Annotated in this window: 14 protein-coding genes and 5 tRNA genes; 11 read left to right on the top strand and 8 right to left on the bottom strand. The window is 41.0% G+C overall.

The window, feature by feature from the left end; all coding sequences use genetic code 11:
- Window positions 1-202 precede the first annotated feature (202 nt).
- The gene (locus B5D06_RS03125; protein ID WP_078736573.1) at window positions 203-1,567 is read left to right on the top strand and encodes a trigger factor; all 1,365 of its coding nucleotides are present in this window, start codon (window positions 203-205) and stop codon (window positions 1,565-1,567) included.
- A gap of 415 nt (window positions 1,568-1,982) precedes the next feature.
- Here the strand turns inward: B5D06_RS03125 and B5D06_RS03120 are convergent.
- From B5D06_RS03120 to B5D06_RS03110, 3 genes are all read right to left on the bottom strand, one after another.
- A tRNA-Arg gene (locus B5D06_RS03120) sits at window positions 1,983-2,056 on the bottom strand.
- A 13-nt stretch (window positions 2,057-2,069) separates the two neighbouring features.
- Window positions 2,070-2,143: transfer RNA gene (locus B5D06_RS03115), tRNA-Arg, on the bottom strand.
- 31 nt (window positions 2,144-2,174) lie between these two features.
- Window positions 2,175-2,247, bottom strand: a tRNA-Lys gene (locus B5D06_RS03110).
- Window positions 2,248-2,761: 514 nt separating this feature from the next.
- Between B5D06_RS03110 and B5D06_RS03100 the strand changes: the two genes are divergently transcribed.
- The 4 genes from B5D06_RS03100 (at window position 2,762) to B5D06_RS03085 (ending at window position 5,362) form a co-directional block, all read left to right on the top strand.
- Window positions 2,762-2,833: transfer RNA gene (locus B5D06_RS03100), tRNA-Glu, on the top strand.
- A 56-nt stretch (window positions 2,834-2,889) separates the two neighbouring features.
- On the top strand, window positions 2,890-3,150 hold the full coding sequence (rpsT, locus tag B5D06_RS03095; protein ID WP_078736571.1) for a 30S ribosomal protein S20: 261 nt from the start codon (window positions 2,890-2,892) through the stop codon (window positions 3,148-3,150).
- 131 nt (window positions 3,151-3,281) lie between these two features.
- Window positions 3,282-3,353: transfer RNA gene (locus tag B5D06_RS03090), tRNA-Glu, on the top strand.
- A 215-nt stretch (window positions 3,354-3,568) separates the two neighbouring features.
- On the top strand, window positions 3,569-5,362 hold the full coding sequence (locus tag B5D06_RS03085) for a DEAD/DEAH box helicase (RefSeq protein WP_078736570.1): 1,794 nt from the start codon (window positions 3,569-3,571) through the stop codon (window positions 5,360-5,362).
- A gap of 171 nt (window positions 5,363-5,533) precedes the next feature.
- On the opposite strand, the gene B5D06_RS03080 is transcribed toward B5D06_RS03085, so the two are convergent.
- Together B5D06_RS03080 and B5D06_RS08955 are read right to left on the bottom strand one after the other, a co-directional pair.
- The gene (locus tag B5D06_RS03080; RefSeq protein WP_078736569.1) at window positions 5,534-6,994 is read right to left on the bottom strand and encodes a DUF3078 domain-containing protein; all 1,461 of its coding nucleotides are present in this window, start codon (window positions 6,992-6,994) and stop codon (window positions 5,534-5,536) included.
- A gap of 307 nt (window positions 6,995-7,301) precedes the next feature.
- Entirely contained in the window at window positions 7,302-7,463 is a 162-nt protein-coding gene (locus B5D06_RS08955) for a hypothetical protein (protein ID WP_159442680.1), read from the bottom strand.
- 73 nt (window positions 7,464-7,536) lie between these two features.
- On the opposite strand from B5D06_RS08955, the gene gpmA reads away from it, so the two are divergent.
- Both gpmA and lpdA read left to right on the top strand, forming a co-directional pair.
- Window positions 7,537-8,283, top strand: a complete 747-nt coding sequence (gene gpmA, locus B5D06_RS03075; protein WP_078736568.1) for a 2,3-diphosphoglycerate-dependent phosphoglycerate mutase — start codon at window positions 7,537-7,539, stop codon at window positions 8,281-8,283.
- 10 nt (window positions 8,284-8,293) lie between these two features.
- Window positions 8,294-9,646 (top strand): dihydrolipoyl dehydrogenase, encoded by a 1,353-nt coding sequence (lpdA, locus tag B5D06_RS03070; RefSeq protein WP_078736567.1) that lies wholly within the window; start codon window positions 8,294-8,296, stop codon window positions 9,644-9,646.
- Window positions 9,647-9,735: 89 nt separating this feature from the next.
- Here the strand turns inward: lpdA and B5D06_RS03065 are convergent, their stop codons facing one another.
- From B5D06_RS03065 to B5D06_RS03055, 3 genes are all read right to left on the bottom strand, one after another.
- Window positions 9,736-11,778 carry a hypothetical protein gene (locus B5D06_RS03065; RefSeq protein WP_143742596.1) on the bottom strand — a complete coding sequence of 681 codons (2,043 nt, stop codon included), beginning with the start codon at window positions 11,776-11,778 and terminating at the stop codon, window positions 9,736-9,738.
- Between the two features lie 281 nt (window positions 11,779-12,059).
- Entirely contained in the window at window positions 12,060-13,262 is a 1,203-nt protein-coding gene (locus B5D06_RS03060; RefSeq protein WP_234989548.1) for a universal stress protein, read from the bottom strand.
- Window positions 13,263-13,509: 247 nt separating this feature from the next.
- Window positions 13,510-13,788 (bottom strand): DNA-binding protein, encoded by a 279-nt coding sequence (locus B5D06_RS03055; protein WP_078736565.1) that lies wholly within the window; start codon window positions 13,786-13,788, stop codon window positions 13,510-13,512.
- A 235-nt stretch (window positions 13,789-14,023) separates the two neighbouring features.
- On the opposite strand from B5D06_RS03055, the gene B5D06_RS03050 reads away from it, so the two are divergent.
- From B5D06_RS03050 to B5D06_RS03035, 4 genes are all read left to right on the top strand, one after another.
- Entirely contained in the window at window positions 14,024-16,525 is a 2,502-nt protein-coding gene (locus tag B5D06_RS03050; protein WP_143742595.1) for a leucine-rich repeat domain-containing protein, read from the top strand.
- A gap of 1,064 nt (window positions 16,526-17,589) precedes the next feature.
- Complete coding sequence (locus B5D06_RS03045; protein WP_078736563.1) at window positions 17,590-19,191, top strand: Mfa1 family fimbria major subunit; 1,602 nt, start codon at window positions 17,590-17,592, stop codon at window positions 19,189-19,191.
- A 136-nt stretch (window positions 19,192-19,327) separates the two neighbouring features.
- Window positions 19,328-20,551, top strand: coding sequence for a hypothetical protein (locus B5D06_RS03040; protein WP_078736562.1), 1,224 nt, complete (start codon window positions 19,328-19,330; stop codon window positions 20,549-20,551).
- Between the two features lie 58 nt (window positions 20,552-20,609).
- Window positions 20,610-25,235 (top strand): hypothetical protein, encoded by a 4,626-nt coding sequence (locus B5D06_RS03035; protein WP_078736561.1) that lies wholly within the window; start codon window positions 20,610-20,612, stop codon window positions 25,233-25,235.
- The last annotated feature ends 407 nt before the right edge of the window (window positions 25,236-25,642 follow it).

Here is a 25,642-nt window from a genome sequence, read left to right as displayed (position 1 = left end):
GCTCACATAACACGCTTAGTATCGTCTTTCTTACATATATAGGTGCTCTTTTTCCCTATATCCCGTTGTTAATGAGGGGGGAATAGTTGTTGTGGAGCTTTGTAAACTTGATTTGTACAGCATGGGGATTTGTGCTACCTTTGTGCCTCGTACATTTGAGAAGTGCATTAGAATAAAAAGTATTTTACAATAGATATAAAAGATGAATAGTACGTTTGTAACAGAAGAACCCCGCAGAGGAGTTGTAACGATTTCTCTTGTAAAGGAAGATTATGCCTCTTCGGTAGAAAAGACCTTACGTAAACTGCGCCAAGAAATCAATATGCCAGGCTTCCGAAAAGGAATGGTGCCTGCTGCTCTCGTTGCACAGAAATATGGTGCTTCTGTCAAGGCAGAGGAGCTTAACAAACTTGTTGGCGACTCGCTCATCAAAACTCTTCAAGAGAATAAGGTGTCTTACATCGGTAATCCTGTTATGATGCCTCACAGCCAGGACGTAGAGAAAGATGAAAACTTCTCATACACTTTTCGTGTTGCTTTGGCCCCCGAGGTGAATATCGCCATTGATAAGTCTGTAAAACTTCCTTTCCATAAGGTGAAAGTAGATGATGCTTTGATTGATAAAGCAGACGAAGAGATGCGCCGACGCTATGGAAAAATGGAGCAGACAGAGAAGGCCTTGCCAGAAGACTCTTTGCGTGGTCTCCTTGTTGAGCTTGCAGAAGATGGTAATCCTTTGGAGGGGGGGCTTCGTGTAGAGGAGGTTTTGTTGCTCCCCAATACATTTAAATCCGAAGAAGAAAAGGCAAAGTTTGCGGATGCGAACTTGCATCAGGTAATTCGCTTTAATCCTTTCAAGGCAGATGGCGAAGAGATTGTTCTTTTAGCCAATCTGTTAAGACTTTCTAAAGAGGAAGCTGAGGCTCACAAGGGCGATTTCAACTTTGAAGTTACAGCTATCAATCACTTTGTGCCTGCAGAGCTGGGAGAGGATTTCTACAAAAAACTTTTTGGAGAAGATACAGAGATAAAAGATGAAAAAGCCTACCGTGAAGAGTTGGGCAAGAGACGCGAAGAGGAACTTAAACACGCTTCTCATAATCTTTTTGCAAATACACTGGTGAATTTCATCAAGGAGAAGATGGGGCAACCTGTTATCGATGATGAAACTTTCCGTCCTTTTGTGGCAGAAGTACAAAAGAATAATAAAGAGGAAGAGGTGACAGATGAGAGCTATAAAGCTATCGTCGATTATGTCGTTCTTACTACAGGAATTCGTGCTTTGGCAGATCAAGAAGGGGTAGCACTTACCGAAGAAGAAGTAATGGCAGAGATGCGTCGTTCTGTAGCTATGCGTATGGCAAGCTTTGGGTATGGAGATATTCCTGAAGAATTGCTTGGTGATATTGCTAAACGTCAGCTGGAAGAGGGTAATGTACGTGCCGAAGTTGAGTTGAATGCCTTGGTTCGTCTCCTAGCAGAGGATGTTCTGGAGAAAGTTACTCTTGAGGAAAAAGAAGTTTCGATGGACGAGTTTGATGCTTTGTTCCATTCCGATCGAGCATAATTCGGTAGAAAGATACTTTTTATACGATTTACTTGATGGTCATAAGGTAAACCTATCGCCTGAGGAGGCGGTGGGTTTATTTTTGAGGTCTATTCTGGATTCCTTTTGAAAGACTATTGCTTGGAGGAATTCGCTGTGCAATTTCCGAAAGTACCTTTTGGGTGGTTTTGTATGATCTTGTAGAGAGTGCTATTCTGATGGCTATGATTAGAATTGCATGAGTGAAGTTTTCTCTCCCTGCTGAAGAAGGAGATCAAAGTATTTTGTAGAAGAGCTTTGGGTATTGTGTAGGAGTGAAAGATGCTACAATATGAAGAGCTGTAGCATACAAGAATCTCTGTGTAGAAGGATTAAGAAGCAGGCCTTATATAAAACGAAAGACCTTTTTTCTATCGAAAAAAGATCTCATCAAAAGTGACCGCGATAGGATTCAAACCTATAACCTTCTGATCCGTAGTCAGATGCTCTATTCAGTTGAGCTACGCGGCCATCCTTAACGCTGTGACCGATAAAGGATTCAAACCTTTAACCTTCTGATCCGTAGTCAGATGCTCTATTCAGTTGAGCTAATCGGCCTCATTCAAAGTTGTTGTTACAACTTTTTTTGTGAACCGCCTGGGGCTCGAACCCAGGACCCCAACATTAAAAGTGTTGTGCTCTACCTGCTGAGCTAGCGATTCCCAAATGCTTTTAGAGCAATTCCCTTCTCGTAAAAAGCTCTGCAAAGGTACGACTTATTTTCAAATAAACAATACTTAGGGCGTTCATCCTTTACCGAAAAATAATTCTTCCTTATGAAGTTTTATTCTTCATTCTTGAATAAACAGTTGATTCTCTTTGTATTATTTCTTCTGTTGGAAGGTGGTAAAGATAGGAGTCATTATCTCGTTTTTTTGTGGAAAATATCTTTTTCTCTTCTCCTTGTTTATAGTGTGCGCTCTAATACTCGTAGGATATTTTTGTGGTTTTGTTTTATTTCTTCTTTTTATTACTCTAACAGCTTTTGATTAGGAAACCTTTCTCTCTTTCGTTATGGATTGTGAGGGGATAAGAAGTCTTTTTAGAGAGGAGGATTAAGAATTATCGTGATTTATTTTGATCAAGTACTTGTACAATCAAAAACTTGTTGTACCTTTGTCGTCGCAAAAGAGGAGAAAGTTATTTTACTCTCTTTCTCTCTGTTGCATTGATAGTGGCCCTTTCGTCTATCGGTTAGGACGCAAGGTTTTCATCCTTGAAAGAGGGGTTCGATTCCCCTAGGGGCTACTAAACCTGAGGAAAGATTGATTTTTAGATAACGAAACAACATATATTATATAGAGATGGCAAATCATAAATCATCATTAAAGAGAATACGCCAAGCTAGTGTACGTCGTTTGCATAATCGCTATTATGGTCGTTCTACACGTAACCAGATTAAGCGTTTTCGTATGTTGACCGATAAGGACGAGGCTAAGGCGATGCTCCCTAAGGTGTCTTCTATGATTGACAAATTGGCTCGTGAGCGTATTATTCACAAGAATAAAGCGGCTAATTTGAAGAGTAAGCTTGCTCGTCAGCTTAATAGAATGCTTGCTGCTTGAATAAATAGGAACTCTGATTAAGGCTCGAATAAGAGCAGGTTTTGCTAAGCGTAGCAATTTCAATTCAAAGTTTATTCCGCTGCTTTTGTTACTTCGTACTGTTGAAGTAGTTAGATAAAGCTTAGACCTATGGCCCTTTCGTCTATCGGTTAGGACGCAAGGTTTTCATCCTTGAAAGAGGGGTTCGATTCCCCTAGGGGCTACATAGATAAATGTTCTCATAATGAATAATGTTTGTAAGGAGAAGCGTTTAACTCGTTTCTCCTTATTTTTTTATGGCTTACTATCTTGCGACAGAATCTTTTTCTTCGGTTGAACACAATGAGAACTCCTCTCTCCAAATACTTTATAAATACGCACAAAAAAATTTCTTTGTAGAGATTGTCTAAGAAGAAGCAACAACCCCTTTTTTATAGAAATGACATTTGAAGAATTAAATATATCACAACCTCTCATCCGAGCTGTAGAGGATCTTGGTTTTGTTGAGCCAATGCCCGTACAGTCTGAGGTGATACCCTATCTCTTAGGAGAGAATTTAGATTTGATTGCTCTTGCGCAGACGGGCACAGGGAAAACGGCAGCTTATGGATTACCCCTTTTGGAGCGTTTAACTGTAGGAACAGAAAATCCGACTGCTCTGATCTTGTCGCCCACGAGAGAGCTTTGCTTGCAAATAGCAGATGATCTTGTAGCTTATGCAAAGTACTTACCCAAAATCCACATTGTTCCAGTCTATGGTGGTGTTTCGATAGATATGCAGATCAAGGCGTTGCGTCGAGGGGCTAATATTGTAGTGGCTACTCCTGGGCGTTTATTAGACTTGTTACGTCGAGGGGCTCTATCTTTGAAGGATATCGAAAGCGTAGTACTTGACGAAGCTGATGAGATGCTCAACATGGGCTTTAGTGAAGATTTAAAGGAGATTTTGACCCAAATTCCTGAGGAGCGTCGGTTGCTACTTTTCTCGGCAACGATGTCTTCCGAAATGAGTTCGATTGCTCGGGGGTATTTGAAGTCTCCTAAGGAAATCGTTGTAGGACGCAAAAACGAAGCGAATAACAATATATCTCATCTCTGTTGTTTAGTGCCTGCACGCCAGAAATACCTTGCATTAAAGAGAATTGTAGACTATTATCCTGCCATCTATGGAATTATATTCTGCCGTACTCGTATGGAGACGAAAGAAATTGCAGAGCAGCTGATCCGAGATGGTTATAATGCAGATGCTCTTCATGGAGATTTGAGCCAAGAGCAGAGAGATAGGGTAATGCAACGCTTTCGCATAGCTAACCTGCAACTTCTTGTCGCGACAGATGTGGCAGCAAGAGGGCTTGATGTTGATAATCTTACGCACGTGATTCATTATGGCCTCCCCGATGATGTAGAAAACTATACCCATAGAAGTGGGAGAACTGCTCGCGCAGGAAAAAAAGGGATATCTATTGCATTGTGCCATTTGCGCGAAAAGGGGCGTCTTCGCTCTATTGAGAAGCTGATAGGAGCAAAAGTAGAAAACATTGTTATTCCTACAGGAAAGGATATTTGTTCTAAGCAACTTTTTCATTTGGCAGACCGTTTGGAGCGTGTGAATACGGAGGACGGAGAGCAAGATATCGAAGCAATCCTGCCCGAAGTGTGTAGAAAGTTGGATTGGATTCCTAAGGAAGATCTTATACGTCGTCTTATGACTTTAGAGTTCCAACGTTTTTTTGAGTACTATCGCTCGGCGGAAGAGATTGAACAAACTGCTCTCGAGAAGGAACGCAAGAACGAACAGCGCGGTAAGCGTGCACCATTTGAAACGGAAGAGGGGATGACCCGCCTGTTCATTAACTTCGGAAAGTCGGATAGACTTTTCCCCAATAAGCTCATAGAGCTCATCAATCGCTGTGTGCCTGGAAGGGTAGCCATTGGAAAGATTGATTTAATGCAAAAATTTTCCTTCTTTGATGTAGATTCCGAAGAGGCAGGACGAGTAATCGAAGAGCTCTCTCAGTACGAAGTTGAGGGACGAAAGATAATTGTCGATTATGCCGATGCGGTTTCTGAGGCTGGAGCAAAGGAAAAGAAAAAAAGAGGAAAGTTTTCTTCTGCCATGACCAATCGGGATAAGAAAAGAACTTTCTCTTCAGAAGAGCCTAAGAGGAAGAAGAGTAGGAAGTCTGCAAGAGAGAGTTATCCCGAGCCTCGTAAGGGAAGATCTCGTAGGTAAACGTTTTACACAATAGAGAAAATCTTATAGAAAAAGGGAAGACTATTATGGGTCTTCCCTTTCTTTTTATATTCTGTTAGCTTCTTATATCCGTAGGAGAAGCTTTTTGAGTCTGCTCTTCTACTCGTCTTTTGCCTTTCTCTGCAAAGGGAGCAGTCTATGTGGGTTCGTTTAGATATTCATCTCAATACCGAAACTGAAGAGTTGGTTTATCTGTATCCGATAAGGATTTTCGGGGGTCTTAGGTACAGCGTCGTCGAAACGTAGGTGAACATTCAGACGAGTAGAGAAGTATTTCGACAGGGCAAATATGAATGCATTTTCCCACTCGGTTTCGATACGTTTGTAGCTTGTATTATAGAAAAGGCGAGAACGCCATGCAAAGGACTGTGTTATATCGAAGTCCAAGTTGGCTCTAAACATCGAACCTATTGCGCTGTAGAGCCGACTTCCTCCCTTGAATCCGTGACGCGTTAAGTCTATCGTATTGTTCAGCGTCCAACGGAAATCGTATGCCAGTGGAGCAAGGTTTATCTCCAACTTTACTTTGCGCCCATAGTAAGTGGGGGATTTGTACTCATAGATGTACTTCATACCAGCACCGACAGTGGTGATGACGGGCGAGAAAAGATCGGAAAGAATCTTTGTTTTGTTTTCCTCTCGCATTTTGAAGAACTGAGTACGTACCTCGGCGTCCAAAGTGTAGAAAAGATTTTTGAGTGGAGACTCCCAGCCAAGGTTGGAGCGCAGACGTAAGAGATCATCTGCTACACGATAGCGAGCTACGGTGTCGGCAGGACTTGTGAAGACGCTCAGACGCCACTCCAGTTCATTGTTCCAAGAGAGTAAGCCTTTTTTATAGTCGGCTTTGAATAGCTGTTTATTGTAGAGGTTAAAGTTGCTGTTACCCCCTTTGTGCCAGTTGGGCGATATGTAGGCTTGAGAGAATTGGAGGATGCTGTTCCATCCAAAAGACCAGTAACGACGGGGAAGTAGTATCTTTTTGATGCCCGTAAGAGGGTCTTGTACTGCAGGTATGGGGGTGTCGGGGATACTGATGTGTGCCTCGGTGGGGGCTACTACTACATGGTCTATTTTGTGAGCAATGAGCTCTGTTTCCGTTTCCTGAATTAAGTCGGGTCTGCTGTTTTGTAAACGTCGCAAAGCCTGAAGCTCCATCTCATTGCCCTCGACAAATTCGTCAAAGGAGCTTTTGCGTTTTGTCGATGTGTGCGACTGTAATGAAAGCTTGGGGATGGAAAAAAGAGGTTTCTCGGCACTTGTGATATCCATCATATAGGTAGAAAGGGGCATCGTTAGCCACATGGGAAGCCACGAAGTATAGGCTGTCGTATGAGATAGCGGTTGCCTAAGGTCTCTTAAACGCTCCAAAACAAGCTCGGTTTCTCTGTTTTCGACCATAGGAAGATCATAAAGAGTTGTATCTGCGAGTTCAGATGCTGACGAACTATAAGAGGGGGAGTAAACCTCTTTTTTTGTGCTCTGCTGTGAGCTTTCATTTGTGTTTGTTCCGCTCGGATACTGCCCGAATGCGCCGAAAGGAATGAACGCGAAAAGAACTCCTACAAGGGAAAAACGAATGGAAGAGCGTAAAAAGTTAATAGTATTCATAGACCAAGTAATTTTAAAATTAGCCCTATTATATGGGGAGCAAAGATACTTATTTCCCCTCTTAAGGTCAAATCTTAAAATAGAGCCTGTGTAATTGTCTTATTATGTAGGAGAGAAAAAGAGTTTATACCCATCTACAAACTTGTTAGAACGAGAGTAAAACTCTATTTGCAGGCTGGAAATATATATATTCAACTTAAATATATGCATATTCAATCTACGTATATATATATTCAGATTAGAGATAAAGAAATAGACTAGAGGAAAAAGGTTTTAGAGTGGACCTTTTAGACTTTTTATTCGAGTGCTAAGGGTTGATTGTTAGAGTGTTATATCCATTGCTCTTTGCTGTGTTATGCTTGATAGTATCAAGATCGTGTGTACTTCCTGCCGTGGCTTCAAAGACGTTGATAGAGGGGGCTTGGGAGGCTCTGCAAAGTCCCTTTTCAGCTCTTACCTCTTTTGTCATATAGAGATGGTTAGGTAAGGGGAGGGAAAAAGCGTATCTTTGTCTTGTAGATAAATCAATAAATGAATAAGCTATGAAACGTTTAGTATTGCTACGCCATGGAGAGAGCGTATGGAATAAGGAAAATAGGTTTACAGGGTGGACAGATGTAGATCTCTCTGAAAAGGGTGTTGAGGAAGCGCATAAGGCTGGGAAGTTACTTCGTGCCGAAGGATTTCATTTTGCCAAGGCCTATACTTCTTACCTCAAAAGAGCGGTGAAGACCCTCAATGTGGTACTGGACGAAATGGATTTAGATTGGATTCCCGTAGAGAAGTCTTGGAGACTAAACGAGAAGCATTACGGCGACTTGCAAGGCTTAAATAAGGCAGAGATGGCAGAAAAGTATGGAGATGAACAGGTACATATTTGGCGTCGTAGCTATGATGTTCCTCCTCATCCTATGCAAAAGGAAGATGCTCGCTCTCCCTTTTCCGATCCTCGCTATGCTGGAGTGGCAGCAGAGCATTTGCCATTGACGGAGTCTCTTAAGGATACCGTTTGTCGCATTCTTCCTTATTGGGAAGAGGTAATCCGTCCCGACCTCCAAAAGCAGGGCGAACTTATCATTGCAGCTCATGGTAATAGCTTGCGGGGTATTATTAAGGTGCTGAAAAATATTTCGGATGAAGATATTCCTGCTTTGAACCTTCCAACGGCAGTACCTTATCTTTTTGAGTTTGATGATGATATGAATTTGGTAGCAGACCGATTCCTCGGAGATCCTGACGAGATACGAGCTTTGCAGGAAGCGGTAGCCAACCAAGGGAAAAAGAAATAAAACAATCCAAATGCTATACGATGTAATTATAGTCGGCGGTGGTCCTGGAGGATACACTGCTGCAGAGCGTGCAGCTCGTAATGGACTGAACACTCTTTTGATAGAGAAAAAATCGCTGGGAGGAGTCTGCCTCAACGAGGGGTGTATACCCACAAAAACTCTTCTCTACTCCTCTAAGACATGGAGTAGCGTGCAGAGTGCGGCTAAATATGGAATTGAAGCAGAGGCTAAACAATTCCTTATGGACAAAGTGAGTGCACGCAAAGGGAAAGTAGTACGTAAGTTAGTGGCGGGTATAAAGGCCAAGATGACAGCGGCAGGTGTAACTGTGGTAACGGGAGAGGCTACAATTCTTGCTAAATCGGATGAGGGCTATCCCGTTCAGGTAGGAGAGGAAACTTATATGGCAAAGAACCTCATTCTTGCTACGGGTAGCGAAACCGCCATTCCCCCTATACCAGGTTTGGATAGTATACAATACTGGACCAGTCGAGAAGCGTTGGAGTGCAAGGAACTGCCCAAGTCGATTGCTATTATCGGAGGGGGTGTTATCGGCATGGAGTTTGCCGCTTTCTTTGCTAAGGTAGGTGTAGAGGTACATGTTATCGAGATGCTTCCCGAAATTTTGGGCGGTATGGATAGCGAAATGGGTGCCATGCTCCGCGAGGAATATGCTAAGTTGGGGGTTAAATTCTACCTCGAACACAAAGTAACAGCTATAGCTCCCGAGGGGGTTACAGTAGAGTTTGAGGGCAATAGTAGTTGTATCGCTACCGAAAAAGTATTGCTTAGTGTGGGCAGACGTCCTGTGGTACAGGCTGCCGATGCCTTACAGTTGGATATGGAGGGTAGAGGCGTTAAGGTGGATGCACAGATGCGTACCTCTCAACCTAATGTGTATGCTATTGGAGACGTTACAGGCTTCTCTCTACTGGCACATACCGCTGTGCGCGAGGGTGAAGTAGCCATAGATACCATATTGGGGAAGAAAGTGGCTATGAGTTATAAGGCAATCCCTGGTATCATCTATACGCAACCAGAAGTAGCAGGTGTAGGTAAAACAGAAGATCAACTTCGTAACGAGGGGGTTTCTTATCATAAACATCAGTTGCCTATGGCTTTTGCTGGTCGGTTTGTAGCTGAAAATGAGATGGCCAATGGGCTCTGCAAGATTCTTCTTGATGATGATGGCTATATCTTGGGAGCTCATATTATCGGAAACCCTGCAAGTGAGTTGATTGTTACTGTGGCTGTTGCCATAGAACATGGTATCAAGGCGCATGATTTAGCAGCAGTGGTATTTCCTCATCCTACAGTAGGGGAGATTATAAAAGAAGTAATCGAGTCTCCAGAGGTGAAATAAGTCCGAACTATTGGTCGTGAGCTTTCAAAAAGAGGGCTGTGGCAAAATAGGATTTGCCGCAGCCCTCTCTTTTCTCTTTAGGATTTTACTTACTTCTTAAACACTTTCACGCCATCTACGATATAGACCCCAGAAGGCAGTTGCTCAAACGGGATATTGAGTTTAATACCGAGTAGGTTGTATATGCCACGATAAGCAGGCTCTTCCAGACTAATGCGTTCAATAGCATCTGGGTCGCCAGGCTTTATGACAATCTTATTGGTGATGATATTTCCATTGGCATCACATACCGCGTGCGCACCTTCGTTAAACGCTGCCCCTGCTGGTTCGGTGATTTTACAGCCCTCGAGCGTAAGCGATGCCAAGTCGCGGATGGAGCCATCCGTACCTTCTGCGGTTACTGTTGCATTCTTGATGGTAAGATGCTCCCCCTCCTCTCCATCAACTCCCGCTATGCCCCATTTGCCTTTGGCTTCCACACGACAGCCATCAATAGTAAGAGGAGCTTGAAACAGGTAAATTCCACAATACGTGGCTGATGCCGCAGAAAACGTTCCTCCGCCTGTAATAGCTGTATTTTCATAAATGAAAACAGAAGCAGCATGGGACGAGAGACTGCATGTTCCTTTGACTACAATGGTAAGATTTTTTACTCTTGATTCGATGCATATTCCTTCTATCTCAATCATTGCATCCTTCAGCGTGAGGGTCTTACTACTCGGGTCGTACTCTACCGTTCCGCTCACTCCATCTATGACAGATAGGTCATCACAATTCTCCGACGTTACTTGAACCCCTGCTATCTCGAGGTCGTATTCGATAACTTCTTCTGTGGGCTTTATGACAATCTTACTTTTGATGACATTGCCATTGGCATCACATACGGCATGCGCACCTTTGTTAAACGCCGCCCCTGCTGGTTCGGTGATTTTACAGCCCTCGAGCGTAAGCGATGCCAAGTCGCAGATGGAGCCATCCGTACCTTCTGCAGTTACCGTTGCATTCTTGATGGTAAGATGCTCTCCACTCTCTCCATCCTCTCCTGCTATACCATATGCACCTTGGGCTTCTACACGACAGCCATCAATAGTAAGTCTAATCAGGTAAATTCCACAAGACTCGACTGATGCCGCGGAAAGCGTTCCTCCGCCCGTAATAGTTGTATTCCTTCTAAGATTAAGTGCAGACCAAGTGGTGGAAGAGAGTCTACATGTTCCTTCGACTACAATCGTAAGATTTTCTACTCTTGATTCGATGCAGTTTCTATCATCTCCTACCTCAATCCTTGCATCCTCCAGGGTGAGGGTATTAGTGTCTGGATTATACTCGACTGTTCCGCTAACGCCATCAATAACGGAAAGGTCGTCGCAATTCTCTGACGTTACTTGCACCCCTGCTATCTTGATGTATTCGGTAACTGCTTCTGTGGGCTTTATGACAATCTTACTTTTGATGACATTGCCATCGGCATCACATACGGCATGCCTACTTTCGTTAAATGCCGCCCCTACTGGTTCGGTGATTTTACAGCCCTCGAGCGTAAGCGATGCCAAGTCGCAGATGGAGCCCTCCGTACCTTCTGCGGTTACCGTTGCATTCTTGATGGTAAGATGCTCCCCGTTCTCTCCATTATATCCAGCTATGCCATATTCTCCTTTGGCTTCCACACGACAGCCATCAATAGTAAGAGGAGTTTTCATCAGGTAAATTCCACTGTCATCGGCTGATGCCAAGGAAAGCGTTCCTCCGCCTGTAATAGTTGTATTCCTCCAAAGATTAAGTGCAGCCCAAGTGGTGGAAGAGAGTCTACATGTTCCTTTGACTACAATTGTAAGAGGTGTACCTTTCTTTTCTGCGAAAATGCAGTTTTTACCATTTCCTACATCAATTGTTGCATTATCAAGGGTAAGCGTATTACTACTCGGGTCGTACTTAACTGTTCCTCTGACGCCATCAATAACGGAGAGGTCATCACAATTCTCTGACGTTACTTTAACCCCTGCTATCTTGAGGTTGTATTCGGTCTGCGCTTTTGCCATGAAAGGCATAGCAAACATTACAATAAACAGCGTAGCTATCGCCACGGACATCTTCCTTAGTGAAAGATTTTTCATTTTGTTGATTTGTTTCATTACTGTTTGTTATTAAAACCAGATTACCAGAAAAAAAGAACACAAGAGCTTCTTTCTTTTGCAAATCTACATATTTTTAGTTAAATACCAAAGTTTTACTTTTTTAAGGGAAAATTTCTCATAAACCGTAGAAGGGGCTGCGCCAAAAATGAATTTTGACACAGCCCCTTCCTTTCCTATGTATTTCTAAACTATGCTTTTTGGAATCTTCCTCCTACTTAGTCCTGCAATAGAGATTTGTTGAATCCGATTTTGGAGAGTAGGAAGTGTTATCTCGCCTCTTAACGCCAAGAGCTACTATGCATCACGAGTAGAGGCGTGCCTGCATGGAAGAGCATTCGGCGAGCCATACCCGGATTGAAGAAGCGGGCAAATAGATTACGCCTGTAAGTATTAACGACTACCAATCCAATCTCTTTCTCGGCAATAAAAGAGTTCAGAGCCTCAGAGAAGTCCCCATCATCCAGTTTTGAAAACTCGATGGTGCTGTTGGGATAATGTACTTTGTGGTACTCACTCATAGCCCTGAGCTCCAAATCGCTCCACTCTTTGGCCGAACGAGATATATTAAAAAGACGGTAGGTTGGTGTATTGGGCTTCATCAAGTGCATCATTCTATCGAATAACACAAAGTCTCTTTGATCAAAACTCGTTGCTACACCTACATTCTTTATTTTGGCAAGATCTGTTACTGGAGTCTCTTCTGGAACGATGAAGACAGGTACTTTAGCTCGGTCGATAACTTCTGCTGCAACAGATCCGATTAAGTCTTCGCTTCTTCGAGACTTTCCTCTTGTACCCATAACAATGGCAATCGGGGGAGCTTGGCGAGCAATGGAAAGGATTATATCTTCTGCTACGCCACTGCGTACCAATGTTTGGAAAGTAACCTTGGGTAATTCTCCCTTTTCGATACTTTCTTTAATCGCCTTTTCCAGTTGCTCCATTTTCTTGATAGAGCGTTCCAACTCTTTGTGGCTACTAAGCTCTCCCTTTGAAGGTATTGCCTGTACCTCTCCGAAGAACATAAGAGGAGAGGTAACCAGTTGTACATAGCAAGCATGTAGTAAGATTACCTCGAGGTTTCTACGAGCTGCAAAGTGGAACGCTACTGCAACTACATTGGGCGTAAAGTCACTAAAATCGACGGGTACCAGCACATAGGGTACGGCACCAATGGGTTTACCCTCTACATAGTGATCCAGAGTGTTGAGCTCTTCTTTTAGTTCTTGACGATTCCAATTACTATCCTCAATTAAGCCAAGAGCTTTGGGAAGATCGCTCTCTTTGATACGTACACGTACCCCTGCAGATACTACGGGTAAGAGTTGATTTACGTTTTGTAAATAAACCTCTATACCCTCTGTTTCTAACATCGTTTTGAGGATTTGGGCCTTCTCAAAAGTGTGAATAGCCAACGTAATTAGTTTCTCTTCGTGATTCGTTGAGGGTGTATTCATTCCCTCTTGTGCATCTTTTTTCATAGCCGATGTCTCCTTAGATTTTGTTGTTTGTATTAGTTCCCTTTGCTTGCAAGATTGAGGAGAATGTATTTCGAATAAATCTCGATACCCCTTGTTAGAATTTTTACTCTACCGATACCTTCTCTATCTCTGCTCCTTGCCGAGGAGGTTATTTGCAAAAAAAAGAGTTTCACAAACCCTCTCGATTGTAGGGGGAGTGGTGAAACTCTTTTTTCGATTTGCTTCGGAGCAAAATTAAGAACTGTGATTATTCGTTTTCGCTTTTACTCTCACAGCCCTCCATTTCTTTTATAATCTCCAGTGCTCTCTCCAATATAGTTGTATCATCAAGCTCCACGATACCCCCATCAGGACCAGGCTCTATGTGTATACCAGCACTGCGCCCATCTTCGTAATTGTCTCCTCCGAAATAATTGCGTACTGTTTCTACTCGCAGCCCCAACTCTTCTGCGATACGTTGTGTTGCTCCGTCAGGAAGTCTGTCTTTGATGCTTCTAAGTTCGTTGAATGTGATTGTCTTAGCCATAATTCCAATCGTTATTATAGGGTTTGTATTTAATACTTTTTTTTTGTTCGTGCCCCTAAGTTAGTCCAATTATCTGTATTCTCCAAACGGATAGATGTAAAAACTCTTTTTTATTTCTTTTTTTCAATCTTCTTTCTTTACATAATTCTATTCTCTGTTTATTTTTCTTGTTTATTTAAGATTGTTTTAATACCTTTGGCGTATAGTTTGTAAATAAATCATAGATTAATTGGGTATGAGAAGAACGTTTTTACATTTATTGTGGGGGCTATTACTTCTTTTGGTGACGGTCCCTCAGGTTTCTGCTAAAGGAAAAATCACCATGACCATAGGCAGAAGTGTCGGAGAGAAGATACAGATTAATATGAAGGCTGTGGGCGATGATGTATCAATGGTAGGAGTGAAAGAGCCTGCTAAAGTTGGCTATCGACTCTATACATTGACCTCTTCTACAGTTGTTGTCGAAGGGGATATAACATTTTTTGCCGCTAATGAAAATGATATTACGAATATCGATCTCTCCCTTTGTGAGAGCCTTGAAACTCTTCAACTCTCCTCAAACAGGATTGCATCATTAGATCTTAGCCATAACAAGAAGCTCAAAACCCTCTTCTGCTATGCAAATCAAATGAGTACTCTCACGCTGGGAGCATTACCTAATCTAACGGATTTGAGATGCCATACGAATAATATTGAAAGATTGGAGCTCGAGAAACTTCCTGCCCTCAAAAAGCTGTGGGTGTATCAAAATGCCATTTCAGAGTTGGATGTTTCTGGCAATCTCCTCCTCGAAGAACTTTTCTGTGAGGAAAATCCTTTGGAAACATTAGACTTATCCCATAATCTCGAGTTGAAGAATTTCTATTGCAGTAAAACAGGACGCCTAAAGTCTTTGAATATCGAAAAGAATAAAAAGTTAGTAGACTTCCACTGTTATGGTAATAAGTTGGAAGAGATAATTTTACCCGATGCTCCACATATAAAAAGAGTGGCTTGTTTTGAGAATAAAATTTCAGACGAGAATATGAAAAAGCTTGTTGAGGCTCTTCCCTCAAGAGAGGGGAAGAGTGCTGGGGTTTTCATTGTTGTAAGTATCGGTGGTGATGAAGAATTTAATGTTTGTTCCAGGGCTTCTGTCAAAATAGCAAAGGATAAAAATTGGAAAGTGCAGGCCTATGCCCAAAATGGGCAGTATACCGATTACGAAGGAAATGGTGGCGATGAGCCTACTGATAGTTCGTTTATTCGGTTCCGTACGGAAAAACCTGTGGGTTCCGAATTGATTTTTTATGGAAAACTCAATGGAGAGGATATATCTGTAGAGGGCGCGACTATCACTCTCGAGAAACCTACTACACTACGGGTAAAGTTGCAGAAACAAGAGGTATTAATAAAGGCAGATTTTTTCGCTTTTGCCGCCCAAAATGCAGAGATTACAGAGTTTGAGTTTAAGCAACCCCATTTGCTATCTCTGTATCTTGATAGAAATAAACTGAAAGAAATCAATTTGAGAGATCTTCCCTCTCTCATTGCTCTTAATGTGGAGAAGAATGAAATAGAGCAGTTAGATCTTTCAGAATTGACAGCTTTGGAAAAATTGATGTGTGGAAGTAATCAGATAAAGAACTTGCCTTTGCGTGCTAATATAAAGTTGGTGGAGTTGAAGTGTGAGAATAATCTAATTAAGCAATTGGACCTCTTTGGCAATACCTCAATAGGAAAAGTTGTTTGCCACAACAATAAAATCTCTAAGAGCCGTGCTGTGACTTTCTTTAGAAATTTACCCCATTTTGGTAATACGAACTACGCAAATAGTGGTCTTATAGTTTTTACGGATACAAAGTCTGCTACTGAAGAGAATAGGGCTTATAAAATCGATGTTTCTTCTACTATAGCAAAAGGGTATAAAGTTGCTGATTTTAGTGCTGGTCAAACCGATCAGGCGCATAATTTGCTTTTGCCCCCTTATGAAGGAGTAGAAGGTGGTGAAGAAGGTAGAGATTGGAAAATCTATGTTGGAGGTACACAGATTATGGCTGCCAATGCAGAAGACATACTCGAGGATGGAGGATCGGCCGTGTACGATCCTGAAAGTAGAGTTCTCACTTTAACCAATGTAAATGAAAATGCTGTTGGTGGGGCAGCCTTGGCTAATAGTGGAGTTGATGGTCTTACTGTTAAAGTTGTGGGAGAAAATGTTCTTCGTGCTTCTGATAACTATGTAGGCTTTGGAGTGAGCCGTACTACGCGTTTTATAGGTCCAGGTTCTTTAACGATTGAGAGTTTGAAAAGTGCGGGAGTTAACCTCAATAAGACTCAAATCACATTTGACAATTGTGATATTAATATCATAGGTAAAGTCGGGATTGCTGGTGTGAATGGTAAATCTGGAGAAAAGGTGACGGTGAAAAACTCAGATGTAGCAATAACAGGAGAGTTTGGAGCCTTTTTTATGGCAGATCTCGTATTGGAAGGGTGTGATTTCGAGCAGAAAGATGAGGTTTCCTATAGTGCTGTAGATAAGATGGTAGTAGGTAAAAACAAAAAACTCTTTCAAGGCACTTTTAAGATTAAGCGTACAGAAATCGATAGCATATCTACTATTGTCGATGATACTAATGATGTAATCGCTGCTATCTATAATTTACAAGGCTTCAGGTATGAAAATCTACAACCAGGTGTTAACATCCTGAGGTTGAAGAGTGGCAAAACGAAGAAAGTGATTGTGCGTCAATAGTATTTTCTTTATAGAATGCTGTTAAACGTCTCCAAGAAAAAATACATTATAGATGAAGGTTAGTCTGAAATAATACTTCAAGACAGAGTATTGTTAAGATAGGGGGATTTGCCTTGTGTGAGCTGAAATGTGTCGGCTCGGAGCAAATCCCTCTATTCTTCTTTAAGGGAGGAAGAGTATTTTTTTGTTTCTCCACAAGTTGGTAGAAGTATAATAACTCGTAAAATCTTTCTTTGGAAGGGATTTTTGGAGAAAAAAAGATGGATTTTAATGCAAAAAAGTACGTGTCGTTTTTGATATTAATTTTTGTAGGTCTTTTTGCAGAGTTTATTTTTTTCTTTGTATTCAATTCTTATTTGATTTTCTTAGAGCGAGAGGGAATGGAAGATTTATCGAGAGACAACTTTTTGAATTTTAGATGATATTGCCTTAATGGCAATACTATGGAAGCTATTCTTATTATAGGTTACAACTTTTTTAGATTGCCCTTTTTATCTGTCTTTTTAACGTTTTGGTGAATTGTTTATTGTGTTAAGTGGAAATGGAATTGTCTTTTTTCGATATAATGGGGTTTTATATGAGGCGAAAGTGTTTTGTGTAAAATCATTTATTCTTACTTTTGTCCCTGCTTAATGGAATAGAATATTTAAATATATGCTTCAAATTATAACCAAAACAGGATAATAGTCTTCTTTTGATAAGAGTTCTTTTAGAATCTTATATCTATAACCTTAACCAATATTGCAAATCTCTTTCTATACATCTCATATTATTTCTTTTGGAGGTAGTTGGAAGAAGATTCTCTTCAAGAAAAGTGTGATAAGGGGAGAGAACTAAAAGCAAGATGTTTTTAGTACTTGACTCTACCTGTTTTGATAGGTATTGTGTCAACAAAAATCTTGTTTCTCAGGTTAGGTATTGCAAATATTGACTTAGGAGATAGATTAGACGAATAACCAAGTGTGTTCTCAAGTGTATCCTTTTTGAATAAGAGGAGGATATTCTGGACCTTCTTTAATATAGAATGGATTTTTTATTTAACTAATAGCATAATAATATAACTGATGAATTTGAGAAATTTGATTGTTGCAGGAGTAGTTTTAATAAGCACTCTCTTCTCTTGCAGTAGAAAAGATGACAGAGTTGACTATAAGACTCACGGAGATACGTATGCTTCTATTTCTCTCTTTTTAGGAGGAGATGCTTTTCGTACAGAAGAAAATGATAATGAGGATTTTAATCATATCGGAGAGTGGGTTGGTAATGATGAGATAAAAACGGTTGATGTCTACTTGGTAGGACAGGCCGTTGGAGATATTGTCTCTTCAGGACAATATGATTTTAAGGATTTTTCGGTCGTTACAGGAGATGATTCTAACCAGACCAAACTAATCCCCAAAAAGGCTATCAAAACAACTGCAGGGGACAAAAAGGTATATGTATTGGTTAATGCTCCTCAGAAGATGCGTGAGAAGTTAGCTTTAACTGATAAAGCTGTTTTTGAAAGGGCTTGGACAGAGGCTTATACGGCTTATGAGGAGAAAGTATCTACTTCAGATAAGGATACTTATGCTCGAGTTGGGCAAGAGGGAATTGCTCAAATAGCTAAACAGAATGGAGAAAAGGATATTATCATGATGAGTAATAATCAGGATTATCTTCTCAAAGTTAAGCCTAATATTACTCAAGATGATGCTAAAAGTGGAGTTGATAATCAGGCTTTAGTTTATGTAAAGCGTGCAGCTGCTCGAGTTATCGTAACTACAGAAGCCTCTTCTTTTGAGATAAAAGATGGAGATCTGCTTTTAGGTACAGTTTCTGATGTTACTTATGCTGTCGCTCAAGGAGAGCGCAAGTTGTATATTCAGCAAAAAAGAGAGGGTGCTCCCTCGGTAGTAAAAACTCCTGCTTATGTAGTTAAGGAGACTACAATTGAAAATATGGACGAAAATTATGATTACTCCGATTTATATCGTACCAATCGATCTGCAGCCGTATCTGCTAAAGGATCGGCTACTGTAACCCCTGCTGAGGTAGGAGGGTTAACCTCTCCTGCCTTTATGTTGGAGGCGAATCATAAACGTAACACTACATCGGGTAATACTCCAGCCAATTATGATGGAGATTTTAGAGTAGGCAATACGCCTTATGTGCTTATTCGTGCTAAGTTCTCACCTGCGAGTGAGGCTTTGGCAGAAAATAATTCAATGACAGAGTTATCCACAGATGGGACATTCTATGTAGGTGCAGTAAATGGAAGAGTATATACAAAGAAAGAGTATGTAACTAATCCTGCAAAGGGTGGCATAGTAGGACAAAAGCATCGTACTTATAAAGCAGGAAAAGTACTCTACTATGCTTACGTCAATCCTGATCAAATAGATAAAAACAAGGTGTTGAATGCTCCTGTATTTCGTAATAATGTGTACCATATACATGTGTCGGGAATAAAGGCTATTGGTCATAACTGGAACCCTGTTTTTCCAGAAGATCCAGATACTCCAAATCCGAAAAATCCAGATCCTAAACCTAATGACCCGAATGAGGATCCTAATAAGCCTGTGGATCCAGATAAACCACTGCCCAACCAAGATACCTACATGAGCGTCTCTGTTAGCATTCTTAAATGGAATGTACACTCCTATAAGATTACATTGAACATATAATTATTAAGTAGAAAAACGGTAGGGTAGAGGAGATTTTTCTCCTCTACCTATCCCTTATTTTAGAAGAGTTACTATCAGTCATAGCAGTCTCTTTTCTCGTAGAGAGGCTGTCTTATAAACAAAATCAAATCTCTTTATGAAAATCTATACGCTGAGTGCAAAAACGCTCTTCTTCTCTTTGTTAACCATTGCTTTGTTGGCTTGCAATGGCATTTCAAAGAAAGAGATAGAGCAAGAGACGTTTGTTGCCTTTCAATTTGAAACGCTACGAGCTCATGGCGAAGATACTGAATCTGATGAACTAACTACTCCTAATACAGATGCACAACATAGTGAAGACCGTGTTTCGGAGTTAAGAGTTGTTCTTTTCCCTTCTGGTGTAAATGCTCCTATTTTTAATCATAAGTTCACTGCCAACGAACTTCTCAATGACAGAGTTGTCTTTAAACTAAAGGAGATGAAACACTACGACTTCTATTTCATTGCCAACGAATCTGCTTCTAATCAAACAGTTGCAGAGTTGGCATTTCTTTCTTCTCCGAGTCTTACTCGTGCAGAATTAGAAGAGTTTTCCAATGTGAAAATAAACGACTTGGTTCAGGCTAATACGCAGTTTACGGGAAAAGGAAATAACATAATGATGACGGCTTGTTATAAGCAGGTTCTGCTTTCGAAATCTCTCTCTGGTGCAGGAACACAATCTGACCCTTACATCATAGACTTTACCTCCTTCAATAGAGTACAACGTCCTTTAATCAAAATCTCTTCGCGTAAGGCTGCAGAGATGATGCGTTCTTTGGCCAAGTTGGAGATTACCTTTAAGAACATCGTGTGGGTTATTCCTACGGGTCGCAAGATGTATTGTTATAAATGGGCTCTTCCCTACGGCTTTAAAGATAATTCTCACTTAGAAGTTGCTATACTGAATATACCTCAGGCTTATACACTTTTTCCTCGCAATATACATACCGATATTGCTCAGGTAGGTAAGGTGCAGAAGTATACATTTGATTTTGCGAATGCTCCAGATAAGGCGAATGTAGTCTTTACAAAAACAAGTGAAAACTCTATTGGAGGTATTTTAGCAGGCGACTATAAGCTTACAGTTTATTTGCCAGAGTATTTGGCTAAGCCTACACTTGCCGAGACAGAACGCCCAGGCATCAATATTTCTTACTATACGCAAGATGCCGATACAAAGTTTAATCGTCTCTTTCCTATACAGAATGGGGGAAAGAATACCCATTATGAAGAGTTTTTGAAGGGCTTGACGGATAGACCCGATTGGAATGTGTATCGCAATCGCCTCTATAAGGTAACTGTAGATATCCCAGGGCGTGTTTATCCAGCTTCGAACTGAAGTTTATTCTATTCTTACATTAATGAGTACTATGTGTTTTAGATATAAAAATTTGACAGTGAAGAGATATATACTTCTTTCTTTTGTCTCTTTTTGGGCAGGAGTATCTCTTCTTTGGGGGCAGAGTGTCAATGATTTTTCTATTAGGGTAGAGACGACACCTTCCTCCTGTTTGCAAAATGGACAAGTTAAGATCATTGTTGCCAAAAAGGCAGGAGCTCCCACCTATACCTATAGAGCGTTGTATGATTTACTTAACTCAAAAAATATTTCTGTTACCAATACACACACTTTTGTAGATAATGATGTTATTGGTAATCTTCCCCCAGGAGTTTATAAGACACGAGTTAAGATAGAGAATACAGAGAATGGAAGCAGTATCGAATTGCCTTCTGTTTCTGCCACTATTACCTCTACCTATAGAGTGCCTTCATTAAAGCTTGTCGTAGAGAGAAAATCTCTGAATAACTATCGACCTAATGGCAGTACAGAACCTAAGCCTACTGGAATTATATCAGCAACGGTACAGGGAGGGAATCCTCCTTATACACTGACTATCGTAGATGGGCCTGATGCTTCTTTAAAAGGAAAGTCTTTTAACTTGGTTGCCAATCAAGCTTTATTCTTTTATGAAATAAGAAAAGGGACTTATACAATTAAAGTGTCTGATCAGTGTGGAGAATTGCCCCATCAAACTATTGTAATGACAAATGTTTCGAGAGACCTTCCTCAGAACTCGTTTTCTGATATCCCGTTCTCTTCTTCTTTGGAGATGAGTAGGGACATGCAAAAGAATCATTGCGGATGGGCAAGATTGCGATACAATTCTAACAATTCTTCTATCCCCTCTGCAGATTTACTCCCTTATTGGCGTTCGGGTATTGATACTCTTGCCAAATATTATGATTATGCATGGCAGACAACAACAGAGAAGAATAAAGGAACAGTACGCAACTATTATAGTTTTTTTGAACAACCTCCTTTTCAAGCACCTAACCATGGTTCTGACAAATCCACTGCTTCTGTGTACTATAAATTTCAAGATGGTATAACCTTTCAAGAAATTGCTCTAAAAGATCAATACTGGCCCCTTTTCTTTTTAAGAGTAAAAGGTTCTAACGAAGAAATGGAGGGGGCTAAGCCAAGTCATTATGGTTATACTGCAGCGGATCTATTTGTTGAACCTAAGGAAATTATAGAAGACAATCCGTGTGAACCATATACCTTGGAGGTATCTACCCATTCTTTTCGTTTGATGTGTTATCCCATAATTGTTAAGGTAGCTACCGCAGACAAAAAAGAAGAGCAAACACTTACTTTAGATGAACAGGGAGTTAAGCAATTCCCTCAGAAATTAGATAGAGGCAAAACTTATATTCTTACAACAACGGATGCGAGAGGGGACGTAAGAAGAATGACCCTGCGCCCCATCAGTTATACCAGTGCTGGATACCCATTAAAGGATTATTGTTTAGGATTATCAAAAGATCTTTTCTACGCATATACGGCTCGTTATGTGAGTGAAAACTCGGCCTATGGATTTTCTAAAGATTGGCGAGGGCATAAAATTCTTTTTAAGTCTGCCCCCGAAGGATTTATTCCGATAGAAGGAGCAATAAAAGTTGGGGAAGAATATACAATACCACAAGAAGACATTTTCTCAAAAGTTTCCAGTATCTACTTATTTGCTCCCAAGTCTCAGCTTACTAAAACTTTTTACTATACAAATCTTCCGAGCGGAACTTATGTTTTTGAAATCACAGATACATGCGGTAAAAAACATACAATTATCAAATCAAATACTTTTGTTCCCGTTCCTCGTTATACGGCAGATCCGACAGCTTTCAGCCCTAAGAGAGAAAAGTCGGAGTGCGGTCGCATCCGTATCTACCCTTTTGCCAATGGGTATGAAGGATTACTCAAAAAAGATGGAGTTTCTACAGAGCCTTTTTTTAAGGTAACCAAACTTCCTTCTAATATTACTTTTAAGGATGTCAGAACAAATGTTCCAGCCGATTACGTTTGGAGTAGTAACAGGATATTTTCTTCTAAATATCCAGCTCAAGGATTGAATAATCCTGCAGAGATTTATCTCGATTTTCCTGAGGCGGAAGGTAATGTTGAAATGCAGCTTTTAACAGGTTCTTCTTATGACAATTATCGTGTTGACAAGGGGGTTATTGACAACTTAGTGTGCATGCCCACTGTTGAATTCTCTCTACAGAATCTTCCTTTAACCTACGATAGAGATACTTATATAGGTTATTCCTGCCCCTCTGGGACTTCTGGAGAAATTCACATAACTCCTATTAATAATGTGGGAGATGCGACAGTCGATTTGTACGAAATGGATGGAACTCATCTCGGGAAACAGACTGTTCGAAAGGGAGCAGTGGCCAAATTTAATTTGAAGGGTACTCTTGAGAAAAGAATAGCGACACAGTATAGAGCGATTATAAAAGATTTACAGTGCCAGAATACCTCTGATGAAGTATTGATTGTGTACTCTCTTTCTTCGCCGAGTGTTATCCGCTCCAAAGGGCAGCAACGAAAGTTTTGTGAGGGCGAACGTATAGAGTTGGAAATTGTAAATCTTGGAGATTTAGTTTATCAGTGGAGGCTCCCCGATGGCTCGACTGTTAATGGTCGCAGTTTGGTTGTAGACAATGCGACTTTTGCCCACTCGGGTACTTATACGATGAGTATTGGAGCTGTTGTATGTGATGGTCATCAAACGACAGTAGAAATCCCATTTTTTGTCTCTGTAGCTCCAAAAGAGCTTTGGTGGAGAGAAGATGCAGTAGATGCCGATTGGCACAATCCGAATAACTGGGCTCTAAAATCGGGAACTCCTATTTCTGCAGTTCCTGCTCCCTGTACCGATGTACACTTGCCCGCTTATGTAATAAAGGCCTTTCCTGATCTCTCGGGAGGGGTTACATCAAGAGAGTTACTTGGTAGTCCTCAGTGTAATGACATCTACTTCCACTATGGTTCTCAGTTAGGAGCTCCTCAAGAACTTACTTATCATAAGGCTTATGTCGATTACAACTTTGGTAGAATGAATTCGGGTACGATAACAGCTTATGAAGAACCAGGACACAAAAAAGCCGATAGCAAGTTGCTTGCGAGAGATAGATGGTACATGGTCTCTACTCCTCTGCGTAATACAGTATCGGGAGACTTTGGGTTGGCGGGCTATCCCAAAACCTATCAACGCTATATATCAGAGGGTACTACCGCTTCTTTGACCGATATTTCTTTCAATGATCCCTTCCCCTCTCTTGTGGAGTCTTTGAACACTGCTCAATATCATGGTGCTTTGGCCCTCAAAGTGGCAGGGTGGCAAGCTGGAACAGTAGGGTACGATGACCATAAAAACTTGAATACAATAGAGGGTATCATTCGTTTGCCTTTCTTTGAGTTGCCCTATAAGCAGGGGGGATATCCCTTACATTCTTTTGATGCGATTACGCGTAAGAGTACCTTCCGTTACTATAATGAGGAAAATCTCAAGCCTATGGCACTTACCGATGAGTTCTCAAGAGGTAGTGGCATTTATCCTTATAGATTTGTATATGAGACCTACAACAGCACTCAGCCTGAAGCCAGTACCATAGGTACGATTAACGTGGGAGGGTCTATTATATCGGGGTACACAATGCCTTTGGGTACATTAGCTTCTAACCAGTATTTTATGTTGGGTAATCCTTTCATGACCCCGATAGACTTCGATAAGTTATTGCAAGCTAATAGTACACTCCTTCACCCCTATTACTATCTTTTCGAGAATAATACGTGGAAAGTGTATAGCCGAGAGACTTCACTTGTCTCTAATCACTCAAAAGAGATTGCTCCTTTGCAAGCTGTTGTATTGCGCATAAAGAATAATAGTGCTACTTCGGCTCTTCTGTTTCCTACTTCGGGGGAAAATAATGTGTTGCTTCCCCCCTGGCGTACGGCACAAGGGGGAACTCCTATCAATGTTCGTTCTCACAGACAGGAGGAGATAGCAAGCCCCTCACCAATTCTTATGGTACGTGTAGAGAATGCTCAGAAGGAGTCTTCCGAAGTCTTTTTAGGTTGGTCTCCAGAGGGAGATACTGCCCCTGCTCTTACCAATAAAGAATATCCCTCCGCTCCTACGCTCTTTATTGTAGAGCCTTCTACTCGTGAGAGCAGTGCTATTTGCTATCCCAAACGCAATGTCGGGGTATTGGACATGGGGGTTCACGCCGAATTAGGGGGAGAGATGACACTTTCTTTTGAAAATATCGACCGCTCTCTCTATGAAGAGTTGATTTTAGAAGATAAGGAGACACAGCAACGTCAAAACCTCTTGCAAGAGAGTACTTATAGATTTATGTATAAACCCTCTATGGCTAATCAGCGTTTCCGCCTTTTGCTACGACGTTATGGTGTGGAAAATGAGATTTTGCCCACCGAAGAAGAGTTTTCATTACAGCTTCGTGCACACCGAGGGGTGCTTCTTCTCTCTACTACTCACCCCCTGCAAACGATATCGTTGTACGATATGAGTGGAGAACAGGTTTATAGCTACAACAATATGGAAAGAGGCGTTTTACAGCATGAAATAAGTGTGGAGAAACTTCTCAATAGAGTAATTGTCGTAGAGGTGCGCTCTGTAACAGGCGAAAGAGAGGTGCGAAAGCTCCAGTTGTAAGCAGTGCTTAGCCACATAAAATGGGAAGGGCGATGCTCGTCAAAAGAGCATTGTCCTTTTTTTATGGATAAGGGATACGGGTTATCCTTCCAGAAGACAGTTTTCAATACTCTTAGGATTAAAGCTTTGCACACTCTTTAAAAGCCCAAAAGCTACTTGCTAAAACTATTTTCCTCTTGAGTATTTCTTTATTTCTAATCTGAATATATATATACGTAGATTGAATATAAATATATTCAAGTTGAAAATATATATATTTAATCTGCAAATAGAGAATTACTTCTGTCTAAATCTGTTTTTGAACAGAACTCTACTGTTTTTCTTACCGATCTGATGGAGTTTTTAGATTGTCTCAATCTAACGCAGAGCCTGTTCTTGAAGTCCTTTATAATTCTTATCGCTTTTTA

The organism is Porphyromonas circumdentaria (genome assembly GCF_900167105.1).
GTDB classification, from domain to species: domain Bacteria; phylum Bacteroidota; class Bacteroidia; order Bacteroidales; family Porphyromonadaceae; genus Porphyromonas; species Porphyromonas circumdentaria.
This window is presented reverse-complemented; position numbering and strand designations above follow the sequence as displayed.